Origin of the sequence: Streptomyces cahuitamycinicus (assembly GCF_002891435.1) — a bacterium.
Taxonomy (GTDB): domain Bacteria; phylum Actinomycetota; class Actinomycetes; order Streptomycetales; family Streptomycetaceae; genus Streptomyces; species Streptomyces cahuitamycinicus.
Window position 1 is genome coordinate 1 of the sequence record NZ_POUC01000275.1, and the last position, 10881, is coordinate 10881.

17 protein-coding genes are annotated in these 10881 nt (G+C 71.1%); 13 read left to right on the forward strand and 4 right to left on the reverse strand.

Features of this window, described 5'->3' with window-relative positions:
* Positions 1–332, reverse strand: a 332-nt coding sequence (locus C1J00_RS45965) for a hypothetical protein (protein ID WP_219728379.1), incomplete at its 3' end; no start/stop codon positions are given.
* Between the two features lie 98 nt (positions 333–430).
* Between C1J00_RS45965 and C1J00_RS29030 the strand changes: the two genes are divergently transcribed.
* The 12 genes from C1J00_RS29030 to C1J00_RS29085 all read left to right on the forward strand — a co-directional run bounded on the left by C1J00_RS29030 (position 431) and on the right by C1J00_RS29085 (position 8613).
* The gene (locus C1J00_RS29030; RefSeq protein WP_102911971.1) at positions 431–2278 is read left to right on the forward strand and encodes a transketolase; all 1848 of its coding nucleotides are present in this window, start codon (positions 431–433) and stop codon (positions 2276–2278) included.
* The gene (ligD, locus tag C1J00_RS29035; RefSeq protein ID WP_102911972.1) at positions 2275–3231 is read left to right on the forward strand and encodes a non-homologous end-joining DNA ligase; all 957 of its coding nucleotides are present in this window, start codon (positions 2275–2277) and stop codon (positions 3229–3231) included. Before C1J00_RS29030 ends, ligD begins: the two co-directional genes overlap by 4 nt.
* Positions 3232–3324: 93 nt before the next feature.
* Entirely contained in the window at positions 3325–3714 is a 390-nt protein-coding gene (locus C1J00_RS29040; protein WP_102911981.1) for a gas vesicle protein GvpO, read from the forward strand.
* A gap of 46 nt (positions 3715–3760) precedes the next feature.
* Positions 3761–4195 carry a gas vesicle structural protein GvpA gene (locus tag C1J00_RS29045; protein WP_102911973.1) on the forward strand — a complete coding sequence of 145 codons (435 nt, stop codon included), beginning with the start codon at positions 3761–3763 and terminating at the stop codon, positions 4193–4195.
* A complete protein-coding gene (locus C1J00_RS29050; protein ID WP_102911974.1) occupies positions 4192–4965 on the forward strand; it encodes a GvpL/GvpF family gas vesicle protein in 774 nt (257 codons plus the stop codon). Before C1J00_RS29045 ends, C1J00_RS29050 begins: the two co-directional genes overlap by 4 nt.
* 4 nt (positions 4966–4969) lie before the next feature.
* Positions 4970–5233: a gas vesicle protein GvpG gene (locus C1J00_RS29055; protein WP_102911975.1), complete on the forward strand. Its 264-nt coding sequence runs from the start codon at positions 4970–4972 to the stop codon at positions 5231–5233.
* On the forward strand, positions 5230–5919 hold the full coding sequence (locus C1J00_RS44780; RefSeq protein WP_146046274.1) for a DNA primase: 690 nt from the start codon (positions 5230–5232) through the stop codon (positions 5917–5919). Before C1J00_RS29055 ends, C1J00_RS44780 begins: the two co-directional genes overlap by 4 nt.
* On the forward strand, positions 5916–7022 hold the full coding sequence (locus C1J00_RS29065) for an SRPBCC family protein (protein ID WP_102911976.1): 1107 nt from the start codon (positions 5916–5918) through the stop codon (positions 7020–7022). The genes C1J00_RS44780 and C1J00_RS29065 overlap by 4 nt, the downstream gene beginning before the upstream one ends.
* On the forward strand, positions 7019–7357 hold the full coding sequence (locus C1J00_RS29070) for a gas vesicle protein (RefSeq protein WP_053673813.1): 339 nt from the start codon (positions 7019–7021) through the stop codon (positions 7355–7357). The genes C1J00_RS29065 and C1J00_RS29070 overlap by 4 nt, the downstream gene beginning before the upstream one ends.
* Positions 7354–8109, forward strand: a complete 756-nt coding sequence (locus C1J00_RS29075) for a GvpL/GvpF family gas vesicle protein (RefSeq protein WP_102911977.1) — start codon at positions 7354–7356, stop codon at positions 8107–8109. The genes C1J00_RS29070 and C1J00_RS29075 overlap by 4 nt, the downstream gene beginning before the upstream one ends.
* Positions 8110–8125: 16 nt before the next feature.
* Positions 8126–8314, forward strand: a complete 189-nt coding sequence (locus tag C1J00_RS29080) for a gas vesicle protein (protein WP_003994122.1) — start codon at positions 8126–8128, stop codon at positions 8312–8314.
* A 35-nt stretch (positions 8315–8349) separates the two neighbouring features.
* A complete protein-coding gene (locus tag C1J00_RS29085) occupies positions 8350–8613 on the forward strand; it encodes a gas vesicle protein K (RefSeq protein WP_030843810.1) in 264 nt (87 codons plus the stop codon).
* A gap of 51 nt (positions 8614–8664) precedes the next feature.
* On the opposite strand, the gene C1J00_RS29090 is transcribed toward C1J00_RS29085, so the two are convergent.
* The 3 genes from C1J00_RS29090 to C1J00_RS29100 all read right to left on the reverse strand — a co-directional run bounded on the left by C1J00_RS29090 (position 8665) and on the right by C1J00_RS29100 (position 10245).
* Positions 8665–8835 (reverse strand): hypothetical protein, encoded by a 171-nt coding sequence (locus tag C1J00_RS29090; RefSeq protein WP_031136400.1) that lies wholly within the window; start codon positions 8833–8835, stop codon positions 8665–8667.
* 42 nt (positions 8836–8877) lie between these two features.
* The gene (locus tag C1J00_RS29095; protein ID WP_102911978.1) at positions 8878–9699 is read right to left on the reverse strand and encodes a class I SAM-dependent methyltransferase; all 822 of its coding nucleotides are present in this window, start codon (positions 9697–9699) and stop codon (positions 8878–8880) included.
* Between the two features lie 183 nt (positions 9700–9882).
* On the reverse strand, positions 9883–10245 hold the full coding sequence (locus C1J00_RS29100; RefSeq protein WP_102911979.1) for a hypothetical protein: 363 nt from the start codon (positions 10243–10245) through the stop codon (positions 9883–9885).
* Positions 10246–10307: 62 nt separating this feature from the next.
* On the opposite strand from C1J00_RS29100, the gene C1J00_RS29105 reads away from it, so the two are divergent.
* The gene (locus tag C1J00_RS29105) at positions 10308–10850 is read left to right on the forward strand and encodes an MOSC domain-containing protein (RefSeq protein ID WP_102911980.1); all 543 of its coding nucleotides are present in this window, start codon (positions 10308–10310) and stop codon (positions 10848–10850) included.
* Positions 10851–10881 lie beyond the last annotated feature (31 nt).

A 10881-nucleotide genomic window follows, 5' to 3' on the forward strand; every position in this document is an offset into this window, starting at 1 on the left:
GGCCCCCCGATGAGCCCGCGAAGGGGCAGCCCGGATCCGGGACGACGCAGGTACGACCCGGATCCGGGGCCGCGCAGCCGCGGTCCGAGCCCGAGACGGCGAAGGGCCGCCCGACTGCCGGCCCGCCCGACTCCGGTCACGGCCGGCTGCGATCCGAGTCCGAGACGGCGAAGGGCCGCCCGGCCGCGGCGGCTGCCGACGAGCCCGGGACGAGCCGGCCGGGGGGTGGCGAATCCGCCGAGAACCTGCCCGGTGGCGATCCCGCCGAAGAGCAGCCGGCCGCCGAGTCCGTGACGAAGCAGCCGGGTGGTGATCCGGCGAGGAACCAGCATGCTCCCGCGCCCCCGTCCGACCCGCCGAGCCCGGGTCATCCCGCACCCGGTCCCGTCAAACGAACCGACGCCCCGGAAGACTCCTCGAAAGGAGACTCATGAACACCGGTGAACTCACCGACCTCGGACAGCAGCTGCGGGTCGACAGCGTCCGCGCCGCCGCGGCCGCGGGCTCCGGGCACCCCACGTCGTCGATGTCCGCCGCCGACCTGATGGCCGTCCTGCTCGCGCACCACCTCCACTACGACTTCGACCGCCCCGCCCACCCCGGCAACGACCGCTTCGTCCTCTCCAAGGGCCACGCCTCCCCGCTGCTGTACTCCGCGTACAAGGCGGCCGGCGCCATCGACGACGAAGAGCTGCTCACCTTCCGCAAGCTCGGCAGCCGCCTCGAAGGGCACCCCACCCCGCAGCGCCTGCCGTGGGTCGAGACGGCCACCGGCTCGCTCGGCCAGGGACTGCCCGTCGGGGTCGGCATCGCGCTGGCCGGCAAGCGGCTCGACCGCACCGGCTACCGCACCTGGGTGCTGTGCGGCGACAGCGAGCTCGCCGAGGGATCCGTGTGGGAGGCCGCCGAGCACGCAGGGTACGAGCACCTGGACAACCTCACCGTGATCGTCGACGTCAACCGGCTCGGCCAGCGCGGTCCCACCCGGCACGGCCACGACCTGGACGCCTACGCCCGCCGCTTCCAGGCCTTCGACTGGCACACCATCGAGGTCGACGGCCACGACGTGGACGCCGTCGACCGTGCCTACGGCGAGGCCGCGTCCACCAAGGGCCAGCCCACCGCGATCCTCGCCCGCACCCTCAAGGGCAAGGGCGTCGAGGGCGTCCAGGACCGCGAGGGCCTGCACGGCAAGCCGCTGCCGGAGGCCGAGGAGGCCGTCACCGCACTCGGCGGCCCCCGCGCCATCCGGGTCCGGGTGCAGGAGCCGCCCGCCGCACGCATGCTGCACTCCGTCCACACCGGGGACGTCGACCTCCCGAGGTGGGACAAGGGCGAGGAGGTCGCCACCCGCAACGCCTTCGGTGAGGCGCTCACCGCCCTCGGCACCGGCCGCGGCGACGTCGTCGCCCTGGACGGCGAGGTGGGCGACTCCACCCGTGCCGAGTTCTTCGCCAAGGAGCACCCCGACCGCTACTTCGAGTGCTACATCGCCGAGCAGCAGCTCGTCGCCTCGGCGGTCGGGCTCGCGTCCCGCGGCTGGGTGCCCTACGCCACCACCTTCGCGGCCTTCCTGACCCGCGCCTACGACTTCATCAGGATGGCGTCCGTCAGCGGCTCCGGCATCAACCTCGTCGGCTCGCACGCGGGCGTCGCCATCGGCCAGGACGGGCCCAGCCAGATGGGGCTCGAGGACCTGGCGATGATGCGGGCGGTGCACGGCTCGACCGTGCTGTACCCGTGCGACGCCAACCAGACCGCACGGCTCGTCGGCGCGATGGCCGGCCTGGAGGGCGTCCGCTACCTGCGCACCTCGCGCGGCGAGAGCCCGGTGATCTACGCCCCCGACGAGGAGTTCCCGGTCGGCGGCAGCAAGGTGCTGCGCTCCTCCGGCGAGGACCGGCTGACCCTCGTGGCGGCCGGCGTCACCGTGCACGAGGCGCTGGCCGCCGCCGAGGCCCTGGAGCAGGAGGGCATCGCGGTGCGGGTGATCGACCTGTACTCCGTGAAGCCCGTCGACCGGGCCACCCTGCGCCGGGCCGCCGAGGAGACCGGCTGCCTGGTGACCGTGGAGGACCACCACCCGGAGGGCGGCATCGGGGACGCGGTCCTCGACGCCTTCACCGACGGGCGCCCCGTACCGCGCCTGGTGCGGCTCGGCGTCCGGACGATGCCGGGCTCGGCGTCCCCGGAGGAGCAGCTGCGCGCCGCGGGCATCGACGCCGAGTCCGTCGCGGCGGCCGGACGGCTGCTGGTGGAGGAGGCGGTCGTGCGGTGAGCGGCGGCGACGGAACGCGCAGGGTGCGGGCGGGCCGCCGCACTGTGGAGGTGCACCGGCCGGACAAGGTGCTCTTCCCCGGCGGCGACGCCAAGGAGTACACCAAGGGCGACCTGGTGGACTACCACCGGGCTGTCGCGCCCTTCATGCTGCCGCACCTGCGCGGCCGGCCGCTGATGCTGGAGCGGCACCCCGACGGCATCGACGGCCCGACGTTCATGCAGAAGAACACCCCGGAGCACTACCCCGAGTGGATTCGCCGCGTCGAGGTGACAAAGGAGGGCGGCACCGTCCGCCACACCGTCTGCGACGATACCGCGACCCTCCTCTACCTGGCCGACCAGGCGAGCATCACCCTGCACCGCTGGCTGTCCCGCGCCGACAGCGTCGACCACCCCGACCGGCTGGTGTTCGACCTCGACCCTTCCCCAGTGCCTGAAGGGCCTGGGGGGACCCCCAGGGACGACTTCGAGCCCGTGCGTGAGGCCGCCCGGCTGCTCGGGGAGCTGCTCGACGAGCTCGACCTGCCCTCGGCGCTGATGACCACCGGCTCGCGCGGGCTGCACGTGATCGTGCCGCTGAACGGCCGGCACGACTTCGACGAGGCGCGCGCCTTCGCCCGGGACGTCGCCGAGACCCTCGCCGGCGCGCACCCCGGCCGGCTCACCACCGCCGCCCGCAAGAAGGAGCGTGGTGAGCGGCTCTACCTCGACATCCAGCGCAACGCCTACGCTCAGACCGCCGTCGCGCCCTACACGGTCCGGCCCCGCCCGGGTGCCCCGGTGGCCACCCCCATCACCTGGGACCAGCTGGACGACCCGGAGCTGCACGCCCGCCGCTGGACCATCGCCGACGCCGTCGAGCAGGCCCGGACGAACCCCTGGTCAGGCCTGCTGAACCGGGGCCGAGCGCTGGGACCGGCGAGGCGGCGGCTGAACGCCCTGCGCGGCTGAGGCACCCCCGCCGCCGGCCGGACGGGTGTCAGATGCATGTGCCCGTAGAGGTTTGGCGAACACTCTTGCGGCCACACGGAGGGGGAGGTGGCCATGTCGAACACAAAAAACACCCAAGAGTCACAGGATTCACAAGAGTCGCAGGGCTCGCCAGAGTCCCGGAACTCCCGGAATACGAGCCATACGAAGGACAACCAGTCGGCCAAGAGCCGGCCGAGGCCGATGGAGGTGCTGCGCCAGGCGCGCGGCCAGCTCGCGGAACTCACCGGCATGGAAGCCGAGTCCGTGTCGTCCTTCGAGCAGACGGAGGAGGGCTGGGCGCTGGAGGTCGAGGTCCTCGAACTCGAGCGCGTGCCCGACACGATGAGCCTGATGGCGAGCTACCAGGTGGAGCTCGACGCAGACGGGCAGCTCACGGGATACCGGCGCGTCCGCCGCTACGAACGTGGCCGGTCCGACGCGCGCAGGCCCGGCGGCCGCTAGGCCGCCCGACCGGACCAGCACCCACACACGAGGAGGAACACCCGGCATGACAGTCGTACCGGCACAGCAGTCCGGCGGTGGAGGCGGCAGCAGCGGTCTCTACGACGTGCTTGAGCTCGTCCTGGACAGGGGGCTCGTCATCGACGCATTCGTCCGTGTCTCCCTGGTCGGCATCGAGATCCTCAAGATCGACGTGCGCGTCGTCGTCGCCAGCGTCGACACCTATCTGCGCTTCGCCGAGGCGTGCAACCGGCTCGACCTGGAGGCCGGGCCGCGCAAGGACCCGGGCCTGCCCGACCTCGTGGGGGAGATGACCGAGTCCGGCGCCCGCGGCAAGTCGAAGGGGGCACTGTCGGGCGCGGCCGAGACCATCTCCGACGCCTTCAAGCAGGCACGGACCGAAGGTTCCGAGGGTGAGACCGAGTCGCGTCCGCGTGCCCGCAAGAGCACGTCGTCCCGTCGTAAGGAGGAGCAGGAGTGAGCACTTACGTCTACGGCATCGCGGCGGGTTCGCACCCCGGCCTTCCCGAGGGCATGGGCGGCGTCGGCGACCCGCCCCGGCCGGTGCGCATCCTGCGCGCGGGTGACCTCGCGGCGGTCGTCAGTGAGGCGCCCGACGGGCTGCGGCCCAAGCGCAAGGAATTGCTCGCCCACCAGAACGTCCTCAGCGAGGCCGGTGCGGCCGGATGTGTGCTGCCCATGCGGTTCGGCAGCGTCGCCCCTGACGACGACTCCATCACCGGGGTGCTCGCCGAGCGCGCCGAGCACTACCAGGAGCGGCTGCGGGCCCTGGACAACCGGGTCGAGTACAACGTCAAGGCCAACCACGTCGAAGAGGCCGTCCTGCACCAGGTGATGGCCGAAAGCCCCGACATCCGCGGCCTCGCGGAGGCCAACCGGCAGGCGGGCGGGGGAAGTTACGACGACAAGATCCGGCTCGGCGAGATGGTCGCGGCCGCGGTCAAGGCCAAGGAGGCCGACGACGGCGCCGCCGTGCAGCGCGCCCTGGAATCGGCCGCCGACGACATGAGCGTCGGTCCGGAGTCCACCGGCTGGCTGGCCAATGTGTCGTTCCTGGTGGACCGGGACGAGGCCGAGTCCTTCCTGGCCGCGGTGGAGCAGGTCCGCAAGGACATGCCGCACCTGGAGGTGCGGGTCAACGGGCCACTGCCCCCGTACAGCTTCGTCGAGCCCGGCCCGGCCGAGCCCGCGCGGACCGTGGCGAGCGGAACGGACACCGGAGCGGGGTGACGACGTGGGCTTGATCTCTGAGGTGCTGCTGCTGCCGTTCGCACCGGCGCGCGGCAGCGCCTGGGCCATCAGACAGGTGGTCCAGGAGGCCGAGCGGATCTACTACGACCCTGCCACGATCCGGGCGGGACTGGCCCGCATCGAAGGGCAGATGGAGGCCGGAGAGATCACGGAGGAGGAGTTCGACCGTCTTGAGGACGAACTGCTCGACCGGTTGGAGATCGCTTCGCGCGGGAGCGCGGGAACGGGCAACGGGACAACACCATGAACCGAGTGGGACTGGGGCTCGCCATAGGGGCCGGATACCTCCTGGGGCGTACCAAGAAGCTGAAGATGGCGGTGGCCGTCGGCGGCCTGGTCGCCGGGAAGAAGCTGAACCTGAGCCCGCGCATGGTCGCGGAGCTGCTTCAGCAACAGCTGAAGGACAACCCGCAGTTCAAGGAGATCGGCGACCAGCTGCGCGAGGACCTGCGCGGCGTCGGCAAGGCCGCCTCCGGTGCCATGGTCGAGCGGCAGATCGACGCCCTCGCCGACCGGCTGCACGGCCGGACCGCCCAGGTGCGCGACCAGCTGACGGGCGTGGTGCCCGGCGGTAAGGACGACGACGCCGAGGACGCCGAGTACGAGGACGAGGACTCCGAACGCGACGAGGACGAGGAGCCGGAGGGCTCCGGCACCGAGGAGGACGAGGAGCCGGAGGGCTCCGATACCGAGGAGGACGAGGAAGAGGACGAGGAGCCGGAGGCGGAGAAGACCCCCGCCAAGAAGGCGCCGGCCAAGAAGGCGGCGAAGAAGGCTCCCGCCAAGAAGGTCCCCGCGAGGAAGGCCCCCGCGAAGAAGACGGCGGGCCGCAAGGCGGCGGGGAAGAAGACCACGGCCGCCAAGAAGGCGACCTCCGGGAGCAGGGGCGGCAACGCCCGGTCCCGGCTGCCGAAAGGAGGCGGTGAGGGATGAGCGACACACTCGGCTCGGCGAAGTCCGCCGCCGACGGAGCGGCGAAGAACCCGCTCACCGACGTGGCCCACAGTGAGGCCGCCGACCGGTTGAAGGCCGAACTGCAGGAGTACCTCGCTGCTCAGGCCACGCGCATGCTGACCGGCGTCGGCCGCAAGCTCGGCGAGACCACCGGCAAGCTGAACGACATCGCCGAGGGCAACAGCCCCGGTTTCGCCAAACTCGCCCTCGACGGCGGCCGCAAGATCGCCGAGGGCAAGGGTCCGCTGCGCTCCGCACTGGAGATGGGCGGCTCGCGTCTCAAGGACAAGGTCACGGGCGCCGTCAAGGGCCTGGGCGGCGGCAAGGGCAAGAAGGGCAAGGGCCGCTCCGGCAACAAGCCCACGGTCATCATCGAGCACATCGATGTCGGCGTGCCGCTGCGCACCGCGTACGACCAGTGGACGAAGTACCAGGACTTCAGCACCTTCGCGAAGGGCGTCAAGAGCGCGAGCCGCGACGACGACACCCATTCCGACTGGCAGGCGAAGATCTGGTGGTCCAACCGCAGCTGGAAGGCGAAGACGACCGAGCAGGTCCCGGACGACCGCATCGCCTGGACCTCCGAGGGTGCCAAGGGCACCACTAAGGGTGTCGTCTCCTTCCACCGGCTCACCGACAACCTCACGCGCGTGCTGCTCGTCATCGAGTACTACCCCTCCGGCTTCTTCGAGAAGACCGGCAACATCTGGCGCGCCCAGGGCCGCCGGGCCCGGCTCGACCTCAAGAACTACGTCCGCTTCATCACGATCAAGGGCGAGGCGGAAGACGGCTGGCGCGGTGAGATCAGCGACGGCGAGGTCGTCCGCAGCCACGAGGACGCGCTCGCCGAGGAGGAGTCCGAGGAGGAGCGCCCCGAGGGCGAGGAGGCCGAGGACGAGTACGACGAGGAGCGGCCGGAAGAGGGCGAGGAGGAGCCCGAGGGCGAGTACGAGGACGACTCCGAGGCCGGATACGACGAGGAGGACGAAGAGCCCGAGGAGGAGGAAGAGCCCGAGGGCGCGGACGAGGACGAGGAGTACGAGGACGAGGATGAGGAAGTCGAGGCAGGGAGCCGGCGATGACGACGCCCAGCAGGATGCCCGAGCCCTACGGTCAGGGAAGCAGCGCCAACCTCGCCGACATCCTTGAACGGGTCCTGGACAAGGGCATCGTCATCGCTGGCGACATCCGGATCAACCTGCTCGACATCGAACTCCTCACGATCAAACTGCGTCTGATCGTCGCCTCTGTCGACAAGGCGAAGGAGATGGGCATCGACTGGTGGGAGACCGACCCGGCCCTGAGCTCACGGGCCCGCCGTGACGAACTGACCCGTGAGAACGCCGAGTTGCGCGAGAGGCTGGCCCGGCTGGAGGAACTGGAGCCCGGCCGCGCGGAGAAGAAGGAGGCACCGTGACCGGACTGCGGTACGTCTACGCCGTCTGCCGCCCCTTCGGCACACCGCTCCAGTCCCAGTTGACGGGGGTGGCGGGTGATCCGCCCAGAGCGCTGACTCACCACGGCCTGGTGGCCGTGGTGAGCCACGTGCCGGAGCGGGACTTCGCCGAGGAGCCGCTCCGGCGCCATCTGGAGGACCTGGACTGGCTCACCGAGACCGCCCGCGCCCACCAGGGCGTGATCGACGCGCTCACCACCGTCACGACCCCGCTGCCGCTGCGGCTCGGCACCGTCTTCCACGACGACAGCGGCGTACGGACGATGATGGAGGCCCGCGAGGAAGACTTCCTGCGCACCCTCGACCGGCTGGAGGGCCGGGTCGAGTGGGGCGTCAAGGTGTACGCGGAGTCCGAACCGCAGGAGAGCGCCCGGCCCGCGCAGAAGGCCGCGTCGGGCCGGGACTACCTGCGGCAGCGGCGCCTGCAGACCAGGTCCCACGAGGAGACGTGGCAGAAGGCCGAGGCATTCTCGACGCGACTGCACGAGGAGCTTTCCGCATTCGCGGAGGACGCCCGGTTGCATCCCCCGCAGAACCCCGCGCTTTCCAAGGCGACGGGGCGGAACGTGCTGAACGCCGCCTATCTCGTGCCACGCGCGCATTCCGAGGAATTCGTGGAACTGGTGGACCGTACGAAGGGTGAGATGCCGGGTATGCGCATCGAACTCACCGGTCCCTGGGCGGCCTATTCGTTCGCCGGGGAGACCACATGACCGACCGGGAGAACCCGTGACCGTAGTGGAACGCCGTGAGGTCGCCCTCGTGGACCTGCTCGACCGGCTGCTCGCCGGCGGCGTCGTGATCACGGGGGACATCACGCTGCGCATCGCCGACGTCGATCTCGTCCGTATCGACCTCAACGCGCTCATCAGCTCGGTGAACGCCCAGGTGCCCTCGCCGTTCGAGGAGTTGCTGTGACCACCCCCGAGAACCCCCGGCCGCGCTCCAACCGGATGGATCTGGAGCCCGACACCGTCGAGCGCGACCTGGTCAAACTCGTGCTGACGGTGGTGGAACTGCTGCGCCAGCTCATGGAGCGCCAGGCGCTGCGCCGGTTCGACGTGGGGGATCTGAGCGAGGAGCAGGAGGAGCGGATCGGGCTCACGCTCATGCTGCTCGACGAGCGGATGACGGAACTGCGCGACCGCTACGGACTGCGGCCCGAGGACCTCAATCTGGACCTCGGGCCGCTCGGGCCGCTGCTTCCGCGGGACTGACTCACGCGCGTTCCCCCGGGCCCTGACCGGACCCGGGGGAACGTGTGCGCACTACCACCTGTACCAGCGGCCCCTGCCGCCGGCTGCCGACGTGCCACGGACGAAGAATCCCAGCAGCCACAGGACGAGAACCGCGAGAGCGATCCACCAGAGAATCTTCACTGCGAATCCGGCGCCGAACAGAACCAAAGCCAGAAGCAGCACCAGCAGGATGGGAACCATAATTCGAACCTCCTGCTTTTCAAGTGTCCCGGAAACGGCGTTTCAGGCTTCCTTGCGGCAGAGAATCTCTCCGTGCAGCACGCTGAACCACCCGTCCTCCCGCGTGCCCCACTCCCGCCAGGCCTCGGCCACGTCCCGCAGCCCCGCCTCGTCGGTGTGACCGCCCCCGACGGCCCGGCCCGCGTACGCCGACATCAGGGTGCGGTCGGCCCACAGCCCGCTCCACCAGGCCCGCTCCTGCGGCGTGGCGAAGGTCCAGGTGCCGGAGCTCGCCGTGATGTCCGTGAGCCCGGCCCGCAGCGCCCAGGACTTCAGCCGGCGCCCGGCGTCCGGCTCACCGCCGTTGGCCCGGGCGACCCGGCGGTAGAGGTCCAGCCAGGCGTCGAGTCCCCCGGACGCGGGGTACCAGGTCATGGCCTCGTAGTCCGCGTCCCGTACGGCGACGATTCCGCCGGGCCTGACGACCCGCTTCATCTCGCGCAGCGCCCGCACCGGGTCGCCCACGTGCTGGAGCACCTGGTGGGCGTGGACCACGCAGAACGTGTCGTCCGGGTAGTCCAGGGCGTGCACGTCTGCGACCGCGAAGCCGACGTTGGCCAGCCCCCGTCCGGCCGCCGTGGCGCGCGCCTGCTCCAGGATCTCCGGCGCCCGGTCGACTCCGGTGACCTGCCCGTCGGGCACGAGCTCGGCGAGGTCGGCGGTGATCGTGCCCGGACCGCAGCCGATGTCCAGGATCCTCATGTGGGGCTTGAGGGAAGGCAGCAGGTACGCCGCCGAGTTGGCGGCGGTCCGCCAGGTGTGCGAGCGCAGTACGGACTCGTGGTGCCCATGGGTGTAGACGGCGGTCTCGCGGGGTTCCGGCATTGCGGATCCCACCCCTTCCGGTCGGGTCGGCAGGAGATCACCGTACGCAGGATCGCCACATATTGAGACCCGCATCCTGCGATATGGACTGACGGATCGTCAGTAACGTGTCAGTAGCCGGCGATCGGCCGGTACACGGTCAGCGCCTCCGGGAGCTTCTCCGGCGTCACGCGGCCTGCCGGATCACCGGGACCGCGTGCCGGACCGGGCGGGGCGGCTGACCGAGCGCTTGCCCAGGACGCCGACGGTGAGGGAGGCGACGCCCAAGGAGGCCAGCCCGCGGGCCGCCGCCCGGCGGGCGCGGGGCGTGCGGCTCACGGCGAGGCCGACGGCGGCCGCGAACCACAGCACGCCGTGGTTCGCGCCCCGGCCCAGCCGGGACAGGACGGGGTCCGCACCCGGCCGGTGCCGGCCCGCGGCGGCCTCGAGGAGGCGGCGGTCCGGAGTGAGGGCTCGGGCGCGCAGGGGACGGTGACCGGGCTTCGGGACGGTGAGGTTTGGATCGTGGGGCGTCATGCCGTGCGGGTACCCGGAGGGGGTGGACACACCGACGGCACCGGGGCAGGCTCATGGCCGATCATCATCACCGAAACAGGGGGATCAGATCGATGAGCGGGCACGTGACGGCGGTCAGCAGCAACGGGGAGTACTCGTTCACCAAGCCGAACCGGGACAGCATCACGCTGCTCACCGGCCTCGGTGTCGAGGGGGACGTGCACGCCGGGGTGACGGTCAGGCACCGCTCGCGCGTCGCGCAGGATCCCACCCAGCCGAACCTGCGCCAGGTCCACCTCATGCACGAGGAGCTCTTCGCCGAGGTCCGTGAGGACGGGTTCGAGGTGGCCCCCGGCGAACTCGGCGAGAACATCACCACCCGCGGCATCGACCTGCTCGCACTGCCCACCGGCACCCTGCTGCGCATCGGCGACAGCGCGGTCCTGGAGGTCACGGGGCTGCGCAACCCCTGCCTGCAGATCGACCTCTTCCGGGACGGACTGCTCAAGCAGGTCGTCGGACGTGACGAGGCGGGCAACATCGTGCGCAAGGCCGGGATCATGAGCGTGGTGCGGGAAGAGGGCGTGGTACGGCCCGGCGACACGATCGAGGCGGAGCTCCCCAGCGGACCGCATCGGCCGCTGGAACGGGTCTGACCGGCACCGCGGATCCGAAACCCGTTTGCCC

Bases quoted from the DNA above. Each gene is read 5' to 3' on its own strand.
- C1J00_RS29030 (WP_102911971.1), top strand. From the start codon at position 431: ATGAACACCGGTGAACTCACCGACCTCGGACAGCAGCTGCGGGTCGAC.
- C1J00_RS29040 (WP_102911981.1), top strand. From the start codon at position 3,325: ATGTCGAACACAAAAAACACCCAAGAGTCACAGGATTCACAAGAGTCG.
- C1J00_RS29045 (WP_102911973.1), top strand. From the start codon at position 3,761: ATGACAGTCGTACCGGCACAGCAGTCCGGCGGTGGAGGCGGCAGCAGC.
- C1J00_RS44780 (WP_146046274.1), top strand. From the start codon at position 5,230: ATGAACCGAGTGGGACTGGGGCTCGCCATAGGGGCCGGATACCTCCTG.
- C1J00_RS29065 (WP_102911976.1), top strand. From the start codon at position 5,916: ATGAGCGACACACTCGGCTCGGCGAAGTCCGCCGCCGACGGAGCGGCG.
- C1J00_RS29070 (WP_053673813.1), top strand. From the start codon at position 7,019: ATGACGACGCCCAGCAGGATGCCCGAGCCCTACGGTCAGGGAAGCAGC.
- C1J00_RS29085 (WP_030843810.1), top strand. From the start codon at position 8,350: ATGGATCTGGAGCCCGACACCGTCGAGCGCGACCTGGTCAAACTCGTG.
- C1J00_RS29090 (WP_031136400.1), bottom strand. From the start codon at position 8,835: ATGGTTCCCATCCTGCTGGTGCTGCTTCTGGCTTTGGTTCTGTTCGGC.
- C1J00_RS29095 (WP_102911978.1), bottom strand. From the start codon at position 9,699: ATGCCGGAACCCCGCGAGACCGCCGTCTACACCCATGGGCACCACGAG.
- C1J00_RS29105 (WP_102911980.1), top strand. From the start codon at position 10,308: ATGAGCGGGCACGTGACGGCGGTCAGCAGCAACGGGGAGTACTCGTTC.